Origin of the sequence: Brytella acorum, assembly GCF_029309905.1 — a bacterium.
Lineage (GTDB): Bacteria > Pseudomonadota > Alphaproteobacteria > Acetobacterales > Acetobacteraceae > Brytella > Brytella acorum.
On record NZ_JARBJP010000003.1, the window covers coordinates 60427 to 74651 of the forward strand.

The 14225-nt window shown below is 61.9% G+C and carries 14 protein-coding genes and 1 tRNA gene; 3 read left to right on the forward strand and 12 right to left on the reverse strand.

The window, feature by feature from the left end; translation table 11 throughout:
• Nucleotides 1-53 precede the first annotated feature (53 nt).
• On the reverse strand, nucleotides 54-560 hold the full coding sequence (locus PWM43_RS06700) for a Spy/CpxP family protein refolding chaperone (protein WP_289841812.1): 507 nt from the start codon (nucleotides 558-560) through the stop codon (nucleotides 54-56).
• Nucleotides 561-938: 378 nt separating this feature from the next.
• Here PWM43_RS06700 and PWM43_RS06705 point away from each other — a divergent pair.
• A tRNA-Ser gene (locus tag PWM43_RS06705) sits at nucleotides 939-1028 on the forward strand.
• Nucleotides 1029-1562: 534 nt separating this feature from the next.
• Nucleotides 1563-2981, forward strand: coding sequence for a site-specific integrase (locus PWM43_RS06710; RefSeq protein ID WP_023979804.1), 1419 nt, complete (start codon nucleotides 1563-1565; stop codon nucleotides 2979-2981).
• A gap of 244 nt (nucleotides 2982-3225) precedes the next feature.
• On the opposite strand, the gene PWM43_RS06715 is transcribed toward PWM43_RS06710, so the two are convergent.
• Nucleotides 3226-3795: a hypothetical protein gene (locus PWM43_RS06715; RefSeq protein WP_010667187.1), complete on the reverse strand. Its 570-nt coding sequence runs from the start codon at nucleotides 3793-3795 to the stop codon at nucleotides 3226-3228.
• 214 nt (nucleotides 3796-4009) lie between these two features.
• On the opposite strand from PWM43_RS06715, the gene PWM43_RS06720 reads away from it, so the two are divergent.
• A complete protein-coding gene (locus PWM43_RS06720; protein ID WP_010667186.1) occupies nucleotides 4010-4936 on the forward strand; it encodes a LysR family transcriptional regulator in 927 nt (308 codons plus the stop codon).
• Here PWM43_RS06720 and PWM43_RS06725 read toward each other — a convergent pair.
• The 10 genes from PWM43_RS06725 to trbB are packed head-to-tail and all read right to left on the reverse strand — an operon-like array spanning nucleotide 4899 to nucleotide 14225.
• A complete protein-coding gene (locus tag PWM43_RS06725; protein ID WP_010667185.1) occupies nucleotides 4899-5159 on the reverse strand; it encodes a DUF2274 domain-containing protein in 261 nt (86 codons plus the stop codon). The genes PWM43_RS06720 and PWM43_RS06725 overlap by 38 nt on opposite strands.
• Nucleotides 5156-6358 carry a TrbI/VirB10 family protein gene (locus tag PWM43_RS06730; RefSeq protein WP_010667184.1) on the reverse strand — a complete coding sequence of 401 codons (1203 nt, stop codon included), beginning with the start codon at nucleotides 6356-6358 and terminating at the stop codon, nucleotides 5156-5158. Before PWM43_RS06730 ends, PWM43_RS06725 begins: the two co-directional genes overlap by 4 nt.
• The gene (gene trbG, locus PWM43_RS06735; RefSeq protein WP_018308105.1) at nucleotides 6355-7356 is read right to left on the reverse strand and encodes a P-type conjugative transfer protein TrbG; all 1002 of its coding nucleotides are present in this window, start codon (nucleotides 7354-7356) and stop codon (nucleotides 6355-6357) included. Before trbG ends, PWM43_RS06730 begins: the two co-directional genes overlap by 4 nt.
• On the reverse strand, nucleotides 7353-8036 hold the full coding sequence (trbF, locus tag PWM43_RS06740) for a conjugal transfer protein TrbF (protein ID WP_018308106.1): 684 nt from the start codon (nucleotides 8034-8036) through the stop codon (nucleotides 7353-7355). Before trbF ends, trbG begins: the two co-directional genes overlap by 4 nt.
• The gene (gene trbL, locus PWM43_RS06745) at nucleotides 8036-9475 is read right to left on the reverse strand and encodes a P-type conjugative transfer protein TrbL (protein ID WP_018308107.1); all 1440 of its coding nucleotides are present in this window, start codon (nucleotides 9473-9475) and stop codon (nucleotides 8036-8038) included. The genes trbF and trbL overlap by 1 nt, the downstream gene beginning before the upstream one ends.
• 3 nt (nucleotides 9476-9478) lie before the next feature.
• Nucleotides 9479-10249, reverse strand: coding sequence for a P-type conjugative transfer protein TrbJ (gene trbJ / locus PWM43_RS06750; RefSeq protein WP_010667262.1), 771 nt, complete (start codon nucleotides 10247-10249; stop codon nucleotides 9479-9481).
• Complete coding sequence (trbE, locus tag PWM43_RS06755; protein ID WP_289841813.1) at nucleotides 10246-12678, reverse strand: conjugal transfer protein TrbE; 2433 nt, start codon at nucleotides 12676-12678, stop codon at nucleotides 10246-10248. The genes trbJ and trbE overlap by 4 nt, the downstream gene beginning before the upstream one ends.
• A gap of 13 nt (nucleotides 12679-12691) precedes the next feature.
• Entirely contained in the window at nucleotides 12692-12967 is a 276-nt protein-coding gene (locus PWM43_RS06760) for a VirB3 family type IV secretion system protein (RefSeq protein WP_010667264.1), read from the reverse strand.
• Complete coding sequence (locus tag PWM43_RS06765; protein WP_018308108.1) at nucleotides 12967-13299, reverse strand: TrbC/VirB2 family protein; 333 nt, start codon at nucleotides 13297-13299, stop codon at nucleotides 12967-12969. Before PWM43_RS06765 ends, PWM43_RS06760 begins: the two co-directional genes overlap by 1 nt.
• A gap of 2 nt (nucleotides 13300-13301) precedes the next feature.
• Entirely contained in the window at nucleotides 13302-14225 is a 924-nt protein-coding gene (gene trbB / locus PWM43_RS06770; protein ID WP_018308109.1) for a P-type conjugative transfer ATPase TrbB, read from the reverse strand.

Genomic DNA, 14225 nt, shown 5'->3' on the forward strand with positions numbered 1-14225 from the left:
GGGCGGCGGCGGCTAAGTCAAGCCTTATTCGCCACCCTCCCCCAAAGCAACGACTACTTGCCCCTGCCATCGTCCGGTCCGGACGCGTCATTTTTCGGGGCATGCAGGATCGTCTGGATCTGACTCTCCAACCCGTCGAGTTTGGCGCGATTCGCGCGGGCCAGCGCACGCTGATCGGGCGTCAGCAGATCATGCAGCCTGATGGCATCGTCAAGGCGCGCCTCCTCGGCAGCCTGCGTCATCTTCCGTTTTTCATCCGTGAGCGTGGCCAGCCTCGCGCGGTCAACACTGCCATCCGCAAGCAGGATGTCCTCGATCTGACTATCAAGACCGCGCATCTTCTCTCTGTCGGCGCGCCAGTCGTCGTGCTTGCCTTTGCGGAGCGCTCTCAGCTCCTTTTTCTGGCTGTCGGTCAGTTCGACGCCGGGAAGCAGCATGCCCATGCAGCCCATCATGGGGCCATGAGGTCCCGGACCATGGGACGGCGGCATCGCGCCCGCGGAGGCGGTCGCGGCAGCGACGCCCATCAGGACGGATGCGAATATCGTTATTTTAGACATCAGACGTAGATCCCGGTTCAGGAAACAGGATGGCGAATCAGCGCCACAACAGCATAATGCCTGATATGCGAGAGGGATTTTCACCTGATGGAGATACGTTTTGTAAGTATTGTTTCAGACAACGCATTGAAGTCACTTTGAGAACCGCGAGCCGCCCACACCCTTTACCCGGCCCGTTTGACCATAATTTTCCCCCGCCTGCCCCGTTCAGACCGACCCCAAACCCTCAGGTGACGATATCCATACGGAAAAGATGAGCGCCGCTCATGAAAAATCGTGCCCACCCTTTGATTTACAATGACTTACCTTTGCTTCCGCCAGAGTTGCACTACGAGATATTTTGCCGCATAAGCCTCGATGCTGAAGCCGCATCAGCACGGATGGGTGTCCGAGTGGTTTAAGGAACCGGTCTTGAAAACCGGCGAACGTGCAAGCGTTCCGTGGGTTCGAATCCCACCCCATCCGCCACAGACCTTCCGCTCGCAGGTGTTCGAAAAGCGGATCGGATGGACGGTCTCGGACAACATGCTCGAATGACTGCTGGCGGGATCTGCTGAAGCGACCGGGCTGTTCAGGCGGCCTGTTGATCGTCGCCCAAAACATGCCTGTTTGGCGCCTCACTTGCCGTTTCGATCAAGAAACATAACATCGCTACCGCAGCGAAAGACTATGATACCAGTCGCCCGATCAGCGTCGAACCATACGGCAGCCAATAATCATTCCTTTGAAGGGATGATTTTCCGGCAAATTGTTCCTGATAAATCTGGAGCGGGCGATGGGATTCGAACCCACGACCCCAACCTTGGCAAGGTTGCATATACTCTACCATCCCACACTCTACCTTTCGCTTCCATACGATAATATCGTTTTATAACAGAGTATTATTTGGCGGCGCTTTGTAAGGCGTTCGCTCCAATTTGCCAGAGTTTCTCTCTACGGTGGACACCATGTGGACACCATTTTATGGTGGTGTCCACCCGAGAACTCAATACGAGGCGTGCGATGAAACGATCGTCCAGCGTACGTTTGACCAAGCCCGTCGTCGACAAGGCCGAGGTCCGAGATAGTCGATATGACTTGTGGGATCTCGATCTCGCTGGCTTTGGACTACGCATCGAGAAAAGCGGCACGAAAACTTTCATCATACGCTATCGCATTGAGGGCGGTGGCCGATCGGCACCAAGGCGATTCCTGGCGCTTGGACGATTCGGAGCACTTACCGTCGAACAGGCGAGAAGGAAGGCTAGGGGCCTGCTGGGCGCGGTCGCACACGGCGAAGACCCAGCGGGTGACGTGCAGGAGAAGCGGCGCGAAAAAACGATTCGGGACTTACTCGACTTCTACGAGGAGCATGGATGCATCGTGCAAAGGGGTATTCATAAGGGCAAGCCCATGAAACCTCTCACCAAGCAATACACCATGTCACGGCTTCGTCACCATGTTGAACCACTTCTAGGGGGACGTCGTGCGAGCGAGATCACTTCGGGCGATGTCGAGCGATTTGTGGCCGACGTAACAACTGGCAAGACCGCGAAAGACATAAAGATTGGGCCGCGCAAACGTCTTATCGTTCGGGGCGGTGAGGGCGCAGCACGGAAGGTCGTTCGTGATCTTTCGGCCGTATTCAGTTTCGGCAGGCGGCACGGCTTTATCGCCCAAAATCCCGTCGAAGGGGCTTCCGTCAGAAAGACGGATAATCGTCGCATGCGCTTTTTGACGTTGGAGGAAGTAGCCCGACTAGGCGACGCGTTCAACAAGGTCGAGACACGAGGGGCAAATCCTAAAGGGGTCGCAATCGCCCGGCTTTGGGCGCTTACCGGATGTCGTCGAAACGAAATTGCGGCGCTCAAGGTTGAGGAAGTCAATCTAGAGGATAACCTCTTCGAGTTCGAGGATAGCAAGACTGGGAGATCGATTCGCCCCATCGGCCCCACGGCGAGAGCAATGCTCGAGAATCTCCTGAAGGACCGCAAGAAAGGCTATCTTTTTCCGGCGGAGAGAGGCGAGGAAGGACATTACCAAGGCACGCGCAATATCTGGTCGGAAGTTATCAAACTTGCCGATCTACCGGGCGTAACGCCTCACACCCTTCGGCACACTCTTGGCTCTACTGCGACGTCAAGCGGCGAAGCATTGGCCCTGACCGGTGCTCTTTTAGGACACGCCAACCTCAAATCGACCGCCATTTACGCCCATGTCCAACGCGATACTTCGCTCGAGGCTGCCAAGCGTGTAGAAAAATTACTTGCAATGGCACTAGAGGGAAATGTTATTGGGGAAACAAATTCCGCGCAGGAGATAAAACCTAAAGAATTGGATGCAGATTTGATCCGAGAGCTATCTAAAAGGTTGTCAAAAGAAAATGCAGATACAGCAAGGCTTCTAGGAATTATAGCTGACAGCATTTCTAGTACTCTATGAATCTCCGAGTTATTTTGCTCTTTAATCTCCGTACACTAGTTCCACATACCGATGATGCCGCACCGTATTCTCTTCGCGTCTGTCAGACTGGGATCAAGATGAAGTTCCTCCAGATAACGGCCGCCTCGCAGATCGCGGCGAGGTCGTTCAGTTCCAGAACGGGAACGGTGCAGGCTGGATTAAAGGCACAGAACGCAGGCGCATACACGCGCGACATTAGGAGCGGTCGGACAATCATAAAGCTTCATGGCAATGCTGGGCGCGGGTGGTGAGAGGGCGGAGACTCCGACTGTTCCCGGATAGCCGTGAGCATGCGACGGCGGATCAGGCCGCTGACCGGGCGGATCAGATACCAATAGGGGGCGAAGCGACGCCTGGCCCGGTCCGTGACGCAAAACACGCGGGTTTCCGTCACCAGCCGCTGGGTGCCGTGTGGTCCCCGCTGGATGGAGAAGCCCAGAGCGAGCTTGCAGACGTCATCTTGGCGAGGGATGAGAAAAGCGCCGGTCGTAGGAATGTCGCACAATCCGTAATCCGTCCGCCAGAACGCGCCGATGAGGCCATAGACCAGGGCGGCATCGCCCCGCCGTTCCAGCACCGTGAAGTCGGTGAGGTCCAGATGCCGTTGCCGCGCATGGCCTAACAGCCGGGCGGGCATTTCGCGCAGGCAGATGGCGGCACGAACCAGCGGATCGTCCTGATTCCGCCATGCAGCCACCGCGTTCATGATGCGACTGGCCGGGGCGGAGATATCGACACTGTGTCGCTCGCTGAAATCGAAGCGCGGGATGAATTCGTCCAATAGGTTCATCATGCTTCCATTTCTCTCCGGCGAGGTGGTACATTAGCGCACTATGCCACAAGAGCATTTCGCACCGTAGTGCGGATACTGCGATGGCTTCATGGCGAAGCCAGACAGTAATTCCATAATATATTGTGAACGAAATATGATTGCAGACTTGAAAGCACGATGACTGGATTTTGGCACGTCATGCCGAAGGTCTTCAAAAAATCGGGATAGACAGAAAATGTCGGTTCGGCGACCACCTCTCGATCTGCGGGAATTGCTGTTCGTGCGTGTCATCGCGAGGGAGGGAAGTATCCACGGAGCCGCACGGGCGTTGGGAGGCAAACAATCTGCCGTAAGCCGGTCTTTGCGATTACTGGAAGAGCGACTTGGCGTCTCCCTCTTTCGACGCACGTCGAGCGGTGCCAGACTGACCCCGGCGGGAGTTGCCTTTCTGCGAGAGGCTGAGAAGCTGCTCGATGGAACTGTCGGACTGTACGAGCGCACGCGGCGTTGGAGCCGGGGCGAGACCGGCGTCATCTCCGTGGGCGTCCAGGGCAGCATCCCACCCGGCCGGATCTCGGCGATACTGGAGTCGTACAGCCGTGCGCAACCCGGTATCTCCTTCATTTATCGGGATAATGCGAAAAAAGAACTGCTCCAGGCCCTGGAACAGGAAGAGATCGACCTCGCGATAATGACGCTGCCCTTGCCCGGCAGCATGGCGGCCACGATCCCGCTCTGGAGCGATCGTGTCGTTGCGATCATGCCGGTCGAACATCCGATCGCACAGGTCGGAACCGCGTCATGGGCCGAGTTGCACGACGGAATCTTTCTGATCGGGAAGGATGATACCGGCGACGAACTGCTCGCGCTCCTGATGCGCAAGATGCGGCAGGCGGGATTTGTTCCTGTGACACGTCAGGAGGCGGTCAGAAGCCTGCGGGTCGTCGCATTGGCAGCAAATGGAAGTGGCATTGCCCTATTGCCGGATGCCTGGCTGGGCTTTCTGCCCGCTGCCATCCGGGAGCGGATCGCTGTAGTGGAAGTCATCGACGGGGACGGGTTTTCCCACTTCGCGTATGGCGCGGCCTGGCACCGTGAGCGCTGCCCACCGGCCGCGAGAACAGTCATTCGTTTTCTGGAGCAGCAGGCGGCTGCGTTTTAACGGCTGCCCGCCGTGGCCCCTGCCGGAGCTTTCGGAACGCGCGGTCGGATGTGATAAAGCCACGGATCATGTGCGGCACGAGACGGGCAGGCTCGACGGGCTGGCCGTTCTGGCTGACCAGGGCAGCATAAGTGACGAGATCGCGATGAAGGTCCGCAGGCAGGTCCACGGTGACGCGGACCGGCTTTTCGTCGGGAATTTCGGTGATGCGCAGCTTCGTCATGGAGCCGGTTCCTTTGGGTGCCAGGGGTTCAAGATCAGGTCGCGATTCAGGATAAGCATGAACGGCAGGCCCGGCCGGTCTGTCAGCGTCGGCTGAATATTCAGGCTGCGATCAATCAGCCGGTTGCCGACCATGGAAAACCCGTTGCTCGCGCCGGAGCGGATGGCCTGCATCAGGTTGTTCTCGTTCCATGACGTGCCCGCTTCGGAGCCCACGCTGAGGAGGGTCGTGACGAGCGCCGCCCTGAAGAGCTGGCCCCAATGATTGTTCACCTCGTCGGACAGGCCGGACTGGCCGATGGCGTCGCCGCCGGGCAGCTTTTCCAGGACGAGGCTTTCGCCGTTCGGATAGATCAGCCGGGTCCAGATGATCTGGGTGCGCTGCTGCCCGAAGGAAATGCCGCTGTTATAGGCCCCGAACAGGGTGCTTCCCTGCGGGATAAGCAAGGACCGTCCGGTCGGGCTGTCATAGACGTTCTGGGTGACATGCCCTACGATCTGTCCGGGCAGATCGGAACTGATCTTCGTATTGAGTGCGCCGGCAATGACGGTCCCAGCCTGGAGGATATAAGGCGAGGCGGGAGATACGATCCGATCCGGGCTGACGGTCATGCGGTCCGGCTGACCCGCCAGGAAGGCGCGATTGCCGGTCTGCTGGTCGGGGCCGGTCGGTGATGCCTGTGCTCCGGGAGCGGTGGCCATGACCGGAATCGTCTGCGCAGTCTGGCCGTCCCGCGCCTCGATCTGGGCGAAGAGCCTGCTGGTGCGGGCCGCCTCGATTTCCTGATCGCCACGGCGGTCTCCCATGCCCGAGACCGGTCCCGCGCGACCGTTCCGCTGTGCGTCGAGGATCGGCTTGCCGAGATCGCCGGGCAAAGGCGGCCCGAGTTTTGGAGTGGCGGTATAATCACTGGGGAGAGCGGCCAGCCCGTCGGCCGAAGGACGGGTGTCGGTGTCCTGTGCCCCCTGGACCGACCCCTTCTGTGTACCATTTTGCAGCGCGTAGCCCAGCGCAAGACCGATCGCGAGCATCCCCGCACCACCCAGCGTCCAGATGACGGGGCGCGAGAGCCGGACCACCGGCGGACGCTGCACGCGCAGCCGCAAATCGGGAGAGGGCGGCGGGGATGATGGTCCTGTTCCGCTTCCGCTTGTGGTGGCTCCCGTATTCCCTTCCGGGCGCTCTTCCGCGCCGCTCATGACTTCCTGCCATCCGTGCGGACGATCCGTACTCGCTGCTCGGAATGTTTATCCCCAAGCCGCAATTCGGCCGCCGCAAACAGGCGATCGACGATCATCCAGTTCTGCCTCACCCGGTAGTTCACCAGTTCCGGGCCGCCATCGGCCCCCAGCACGAACAGCGGCGGCAGTTCGCCCTGCCCGATACCGGACGGAAACGCGAGATAGACTTTGTGGCCATCGTCGAACGCCCGGCTGGGCAGCCAGGGCGGTGTTCCGCCTTTCACACTCTCGATCGCGTATCGGAAATTCAGCGCGTCGAGATTCAGCCCCGCATCCACGGGCGCCGCTTCGTCGGCGTTACTGTCCTGCCGATGCAGGGCAATCAGCTCATCCTCGGGATAGTCCCAGGAGACGGACGCCATATAGGTCGCGGGTGTCGCCCGCAGTTCGGCAAGGTAGGTCCGCCGGTCGGTATTGACGATCAGATTGGTGGTCAGGTCCGGTCGCGTCGGCTTGACCAGGATATGCACCCTTCTGGTCGTACCCGCGCCACTGGTGGTATCGCCGACAATCCAGCGCACGGTGTCCCCCACCGCGACCGGGCCAGTACCGACCAGCTTCTCGCCCTGCTGGAGCATGATGTCGGTGATCTCGCCGGGCGCGGCATAGACCTGATAGAGCGCGCCCGCGCTGTAGGGATAGACCTGCACCGCATTCACATAACCGGCCCGCGTCGGCTGGATGCGGGCGGCAAGATTGGCCTGGGTCACGCGCACGGTAGGGTCAGCCGCCTCGGGCACGACATGGGCACGCCGCAAGGGTGGAAGCGGCTTGAGTTGACCCGGCAGGGGAAGCAGCCGCGGGACTTCCACCACCCGCACAGGCTTCGGCGGATCAGGCAGGAGCATGGCCTGGGCCGCGTCGTCATATCGTATGACGGGTGGATGGTACTGTTGCGCGCAACCCGCCAGGGGCAGGGTCAGCAACGGCAAAGCACGAAGAGCACGACGGATCATTGGCCAAGCTCCTTCGACCAGTTAATGGCGGAGACGTAGATTCCGAGCGGGTTTTTCCGCAGATGATCCGCGTCGCGCGGGGTGCGCAGAACAACCGAGACGATGGCGGTCCAGCGTTCGGTGCCGGTGAACGCGCCGTCACGGTAATGGCGCTCCGTCCAGGCCACCCGGAAACTTCCGGGAGAGGCCCGGATCACCGAGGCGATGTCCACCTCGACCTGCTCGTGCCCGATCCGCGAAAACGGATCATTCAGGCGGGCATAATCATTGAGGGCCACAGCGCCGGACGTGGTGGTGAAATCATAGGCGCGCAGCCAGTTCTGCCGGACAACCACGGCATCCGAAGACAGGGACCGCACGTCATGGACGAACTGCGCCAGATACCAGGCGATCTGCGGATCGGCGGGCATGTAGCCGGACGTGGCCGGGGCAACGACCTGCGCCTGCCCCAGCCGGTCCACCTGCACGACCCACGGCGTGATGGTGCCGCGCGCGGACTGCCAGACCAGCCCGCCCCCGAGACCGGCGGACAGGAACAGGGAGCCAAAGGCCATGAGACGCCAGTTGCGGGCTTGCACGCGGGCCGAGCCGATGCGCTCATCCCAGATCTGCGCTGCCTTCTGGTATGGGGTGACGGGCTCGGGCGTGGTCCCGTAGCGTGTTGTGGAGCGACGGAACATCATTCTTTCTCCGAGAGATCGATGGACGTGGACCCGCCCCCGCCATCGGCGGAGCGGATGATATGGGCGGCCTCGGCGGCATGGGTGGCGGCGTTGCGGCGCTTCATGTTCCGCGCCCAGCGGGGCGGCTTGCCGTCGGAGCCGTCGCCGCTATCGGGGTCGCCTCCCGAGGGGCCGCCACCAGGGTTACCGCTACCGGCAGGCCCGGTACCGGGATCACCTCCGCCGCCGGACGGGCCTGAAGACCCACCGTCACCCGATGGCCTATCGCCTTCTCCGGCGCCGCCCATCGCACCGGCGGCCCAGCGTCCGCCAGCAGAGTAGCTTTCCTTCAACGAGGATGTTGCCGCGCCGACCTTGCTCTTCACGGCGTTCATCGCAGCACCCCCAGCGGCGCGACCGACATTGCCAGCCGCCGATGCCATGCCCGCCGCACCAGTCTGTCCGGCCGCCCCCATGGAGTAGGCTGTCGTGGCGGCACCTGCGACGGCAGCCCCTCCGCGCGCTGCCGCTGCCGTCGCACCGAGGGCCGCCGCTCCGCCAGACGCCACGGCGGCGGGCGCGGCAACAGCCGCAGCCCCCATCGCGCCCACCGCCATCGCGGTTCCCGCTGCTGCCCCGGCACCAAGCTGCGGGGCACCGGAAATCAGCCCATTGGCGAGCGAGCCGCCGAAAATGGCGAGACCCACGATGCAGAGTGACGCCAGCACGACGGACAGCGCCTGGCCGATGGTGGGCGCACTATCACCGTAGGACGTCGTGAACTGCCTGAAGAGCACGGAAGCTATGGCGGAAATAACCGCCAGCACCATGATCTTCACGCCGGACGACACGACATTGCCCAGTACCTTCTCGGCGAGGAACGCCGTGCGGTTGAACAGGGCAAACGGGATCAGCACGAAGCCCGCGAGTGAGGTCAGCTTGAACTCGACGATCGCCACGAAGAGCTGCACCGCGAGGATGAAGAAGGCCGCCAGCACGATGAACCAGCACAGGAGCAGGACGAGGATCTGCACGATGCTGGCCAGCGCACCGAAGGAAAACGCCAGTTTACTCGCCGCATCCAGCAGCGGCTGCGCGGCATCGAGCCCGGTCGCCGCCAGTCGGCCGGGATGCATGAAATCCCCAAGCGCCAGCGTGCCGCCCCCGGCTTTGAGCCCGAGGGCCGCGAAACTGTTGAAAACGATCCCCGACAGGCCGCTGAAATGGTCAATGACGAAGGCAAAGAAGCCGATATACAGCGTCCTCTTCACCAGACGCTGGATGATGTCCTCATCGGCGGCCCAAGCCCAGAACAGGCCGGCCAGCACGATGTCCAGCACCGAGAGCGAGCCGGCCAGCGACACCACACTTCCCTTCACCAGACCGAAACCGCTGTCGATCGTAGTCTCGAAGGTATTCAGGAAACCGTCGATGATGCCGACATTGTCGCTCGCCATTGCTCAATATCCAGAACTTGGGATGGCGACGGCCTGGGGAACATAGGCGTCATACTGCGAAAAATGCTGATATTGGGCTTCCGCCCCTGCCTCGTTCGCCGCCTGTCGCGCCCGTTCGAGGTCCGCAGCCCGGCCATTGGCGGCCAGTTCCGCCTGGATGTCGAACAGTTGCCGGGATTGCAGGGCCATAAGCTGGTTGCCGGCCTGCGCGGCCTGCAACGCCCCGGTTGACGTCTGGCTGGCCGAAACCAGTTGCGTCATGGCCGAACTGTCGCTCGGGATGTTTCCTACCACCCGCGCCTGAAGCTTCAGGGCGTCCTCGAACCCACCCACAGAATTCTGCCAGCGTGTCTGTGCCTGGCTGAACAGGGCACCGTCGGACATGCCAGAGGACACGGACGTGTACGCCTGCTGGTACTGCTGCTCGACGGACTGGACGCTGTAGGCAATATTCTGCGCCTGCGCGAGCAACGCTGTGGTTTGGGAAATCGTCGATTGCAGCGTCGACAGTGTCGAAAGTGGTAGGCTCGCCAGATTGCGACCTTGGTTGACCAGCATCTGCGCCTGATTGGCCAGTGACGTGATCTGGTTGTCGATCTGCTGGAGCGTGCGGGCCGCGATCAGCACGTTCTGGACGTGGTTGGCGCCGTCATAGACCGCCCATTGGGCATGGGCTGACACGACTGGCATGACAAAAGCCAGAGCAGCGCCGAAGACCACGGCACATCCGGGGCGGAAATCTTTTGCCCGAATACGGAAAGGTTCTTCCGTCATGGCATCGCTCCTTCCCGAAGAAGATCGGCCGCCCACATGACGCCACGCGCCTCGAACCAGGCTGGGAGAAAGCCGGCCCGCCCATGTTCCACCAGCATCGCGTCGATCAGCCGGTGGTCGTCCTTGCCGGAGGCGGCGCACAGGGCGAGTGCCACCGGCCCGAGCCCCAGTTCGAAGAGGCGATTTCCCCGCTGGGTCTGGCAGTAATATTCCCGCTTCGACGCCGCGCGGGCGATAATGGCGATCTGTCGGTCGTTCAGCCCAAAATCGCGGTAGATGGCCGCGATCTGCGGCTCAATGGCCCGTTCATTGGGCAGGAAGATCCGCGTCGGGCAACTTTCCACCACAGCCGGGGCAATGCGGGAATTGGCGATGTCCGACAGGGACTGGGTGGCGAAAATCACCGACGCATTCTTCTTGCGCAGGGTTTTCAGCCACTCCCGAAGCTGGCCAGCAAAGTCCCCGTCATCCAGAACCAGCCAGCCCTCATCAATGACCAGCAGGGTCGGACGGCCATCCAGCCGTCCTTCGATCCGATGAAACAGGTAGGACAACACGGACGATGCCGCCCCGGACCCGATCAGCCCTTCCGTTTCAAACACCACGACATCGGCGTCACCCAGCCGCTCGGTGTCCGCATCCAGCAGGCGGCCATAGGGACCACCCAGGCAATATGCCGCCATTGCCTGCTTCAGGGCGTTGGACTGGAGAAGTGCTACCATACCTGACAGGGTCCGCTCCTGAACGGGCGACGACGCCAGGGAGTTCAGCGCCGACCAGAGGTGAGACTTCACCTCGGGGGTCAGCGTTACCCCTTCACCGACAAGGATCTGCCCCAGCCATTCCGTGGCCCATTTGCGCTCGTCGGGATCGTCAATCCTTGCCAGCGGCTGAAGGGAGACGGCGGAATGCCCATCGCCCTCGTCCGTCAGCCCGCCTCCAAGATCGTGCCAGTCCCCGTCCATCGCCATCGTCGCCGCACGCATGGACCCGCCGAAATCGAAGGCGAAAATCTGCGATCCCGCATAACGCCGAAACTGGAGCGCCATCAGCGCCAGCAGCACGGATTTGCCCGCCCCTGTTGGTCCTGCGATCAGCGTGTGGCCGACATCGCCGACATGGAGCGAGAAACGAAACGGTGTAGCGCCCGCCGTCCTGCCGTAGAAAAGAGGCGGGGCGTTGAAGTGGGTGTCGCGCTCCGGTCCAGCCCACACCGCTGACAGCGGAATCATATGCGCCAGGTTCAACGTCGAGACGGGTGGCTGGCGCACATTGGCATAGATATGGCCGGGAAGAGAGCCGAGCCATGCCTCCACGGCGTTGAGGCTTTCCGCCATGCAAGTGAAGTCGCGGCCCTGGATGATCTTTTCGACCAAACGGAGTTTTTCTGTAGCGATGGAAGCGGAACCATCCCAGACCGTTACCGTGGCGGTGATGTAGGCCTGCCCGACGTCATCAGCACCGAGGGACTGCAAGGCAAGGTCCGCATCCGCCGCCTTGTTGGCGGCGTCGTTATCCACCAGAACCGACGCCTCGTTGGTCATCACCTCCCGAACAATCGCCGTAATGCTCTTGCGCTTTGCGAACCACTGGCGACGGATTTTTATCAGCACTTTCGTCGCATCCGTCTTGTCCAGCAGGATGGCACGGGTTGACCAGCGATAGGGCATCGCCAGCCGGTTCAGGTCATCCAGGATTCCGGGAAAGGTCCGCGACGGGAAACCGGTGATCGTCAGCGTTTTCAGGAAGGCATCGCCGAGTTTCGGCTCCAACCCGCCCGAAAGCGGCTGATCGACCAGCAGCGCGTCAAGATGCATCGGGATTTCCGGCACCCGGACACGCTGGTTCCGCGTCGAAATGGTCGAATGTAAATAGGTCAGCGTTTCACCGTCATTGAGCCAGGTGGCCTCGGGCATGAAACCGTCCAGCAACGCCAGCATCCGGTCGGAGCGATCCACGAACGCATGGAGTATGCCGTGTGGGTCCGGCCCTTCGCGCTCCCTGCCCTCGAACAGGAACCGGGCAGCCCGGTCGGACGATTCCGCCGGTGGCAGCCAGACCAGGGTCAGGAAATACCGGCTCTCGAAATGCGCGCCCTCATCCTCGAACTGCTCACGCCGTTCCAGATCGACCATGTGCGAGGCGGCATCCGGGAAATCGCTCTCGGGATAGAGTGTGGCCGGGACGCGCTGCGCCTCGACGAACACCGCCCATCCGGAGCCCAGACGGCGGAGATTACTGTTGAGCCGTGCGGTGACACCGACCAGTTCGGCAGGCGTGGCGCTATCCATATCGGGACCACGGATGCGCGCCGTGCGCTGGAAGCTGCCGTCCTTGTTCAGGACGACGCCTTTCTCCACGAGCACGGCCCATGGGAGAAAATCCGACAGGAGGGCGGCGCGATTGCGATATTCGCCAAGGGACATCATCGCCCTGCCCTCCCTACGCCCGCAGCCAGGCGGGGTAACGGAGATGTCGCCGCCCGACCTCGATGAACAGCGGATCACGCTTCGCCCCCCAGACCGCGAGCCCGTGGCCCACGATCCAGAATGCGGCTCCGATCAGCCAGAGCCGCAGGCCCAGCGCGATCGCGGCGGCCAGCGTGCCATTGGCGATGGCGACGGCACGGGGCGCACCACCCAGCAGGATGGGATCGGTCAGCGAGCGATGCACCGGGACATGGAACCCCGGCAACGCGTCATCGTCATATCCCGCCATCAGATCAGTGCTCCGCCGGAGAACGAGAAGAACGACAGGAAGAACGAGCTGGCGGCGAAAGCGATGGACAGGCCGAAGACGATCTGGATCAGGCGGCGGAACCCACCCGATGTTTCCCCGAACGCCAGGGTCAGACCCGTGACCGTGATGATGATCACCGAGATGATCTTGGCGACCGGTCCCTGCACGGATTCCAGAATCTGGTTGAGCGGCTCCTCCCACGGCATGTCGGAGCCCGACGCCAGGGCCGAGGAGCACCATGCGATGGACAGCAGCAGCATGGTGGAGAGGACAGGCGCGTGCCGACGCACACGGAACAGCGTGAGGTTCATTTCTAATCTCCATCGGTATCGATTGAATGAATGCGATAGGCACCAGTGCCGGGATCAATCCCGTCCACGGTGGCGAGTTCGGACAGGCGACGGGCCGTCCCGCGTCCAGACAGGACAGCGATCACGTCAATGGTTTCCGCGATCATGGCGCGTGGCACCGTGACCACCGCTTCCTGGATCAGTTGTTCCAGACGATACAGGGCAGCCAGCACCGATCCGGCGTGCAGCGTGCCGATACCGCCCGGATGGCCAGTACCCCATGCCTTGACCAGATCAAGGGCCTCGGCCCCACGTACCTCACCGATGGGGATACGGTCGGGACGCAGGCGGAGACCGGACCGGACGAGATCCGACAGGGTGATGACGCCCTCACGGGTGCGCAGGGCGATGAGATTGGGCGCCGTGCATTGCAGTTCGCGCGTGTCCTCGATCAGCACGATGCGATCGCCGGTTTTCGCAACCTCGGCCAGGAGGGCATTGACCAGCGTGGTCTTGCCCGTCGATGTGCCGCCCGCGACCAGAATGTTCCTCCGTTCCGTGACAGCGCGGCGCAGGAATGCCGCCTCGTCCGTTGTCATGATCGCGGCCTCGACATAGTCGTCGAGGGTGAACACGGCGACAGCGGGCTTGCGGATCGCGAAACTTGGGGCGGTCACAACGGGCGGCAGCAATCCCTCAAACCGTTCGCCAGTCGGCAATTCCGCCGATACGCGCGGGGCTGCCTCATGCACCTCCGCCCCGACATGGTGTGCGACCAGGCGGACGATGCGCTCGGCATCGGCTGGTGCAATCACATCACCCGTATCAGCCAGCCCCTCAGACAGACGGTCGACCCACAGCCGCCCATCGGGGTTGAGCATCAGCTCGACCACAGCCGCATCGGCAAGGTGCCCGGCGATCGCAGGCCCCATCGCCGTACGCAGCAT

What these genes read in the sequence shown, in the direction of transcription:
- PWM43_RS06700 (WP_289841812.1), bottom strand. Translation starts at nt 560, where the DNA reads ATGTCTAAAATAACGATATTCGCATCCGTCCTGATGGGCGTCGCTGCC.
- PWM43_RS06710 (WP_023979804.1), top strand. Translation starts at nt 1,563, where the DNA reads ATGAAACGATCGTCCAGCGTACGTTTGACCAAGCCCGTCGTCGACAAG.
- PWM43_RS06715 (WP_010667187.1), bottom strand. Translation starts at nt 3,795, where the DNA reads ATGATGAACCTATTGGACGAATTCATCCCGCGCTTCGATTTCAGCGAG.
- PWM43_RS06720 (WP_010667186.1), top strand. Translation starts at nt 4,010, where the DNA reads ATGTCGGTTCGGCGACCACCTCTCGATCTGCGGGAATTGCTGTTCGTG.
- PWM43_RS06725 (WP_010667185.1), bottom strand. Translation starts at nt 5,159, where the DNA reads ATGACGAAGCTGCGCATCACCGAAATTCCCGACGAAAAGCCGGTCCGC.
- PWM43_RS06730 (WP_010667184.1), bottom strand. Translation starts at nt 6,358, where the DNA reads ATGAGCGGCGCGGAAGAGCGCCCGGAAGGGAATACGGGAGCCACCACA.
- trbG (WP_018308105.1), bottom strand. Translation starts at nt 7,356, where the DNA reads ATGATCCGTCGTGCTCTTCGTGCTTTGCCGTTGCTGACCCTGCCCCTG.
- trbF (WP_018308106.1), bottom strand. Translation starts at nt 8,036, where the DNA reads ATGTTCCGTCGCTCCACAACACGCTACGGGACCACGCCCGAGCCCGTC.
- trbL (WP_018308107.1), bottom strand. Translation starts at nt 9,475, where the DNA reads ATGGCGAGCGACAATGTCGGCATCATCGACGGTTTCCTGAATACCTTC.
- trbJ (WP_010667262.1), bottom strand. Translation starts at nt 10,249, where the DNA reads ATGACGGAAGAACCTTTCCGTATTCGGGCAAAAGATTTCCGCCCCGGA.
- trbE (WP_289841813.1), bottom strand. Translation starts at nt 12,678, where the DNA reads ATGATGTCCCTTGGCGAATATCGCAATCGCGCCGCCCTCCTGTCGGAT.
- PWM43_RS06760 (WP_010667264.1), bottom strand. Translation starts at nt 12,967, where the DNA reads ATGGCGGGATATGACGATGACGCGTTGCCGGGGTTCCATGTCCCGGTG.
- PWM43_RS06765 (WP_018308108.1), bottom strand. Translation starts at nt 13,299, where the DNA reads ATGAACCTCACGCTGTTCCGTGTGCGTCGGCACGCGCCTGTCCTCTCC.
- trbB (WP_018308109.1), bottom strand. Translation starts at nt 14,225, where the DNA reads ATGCTGCGTACGGCGATGGGGCCTGCGATCGCCGGGCACCTTGCCGAT.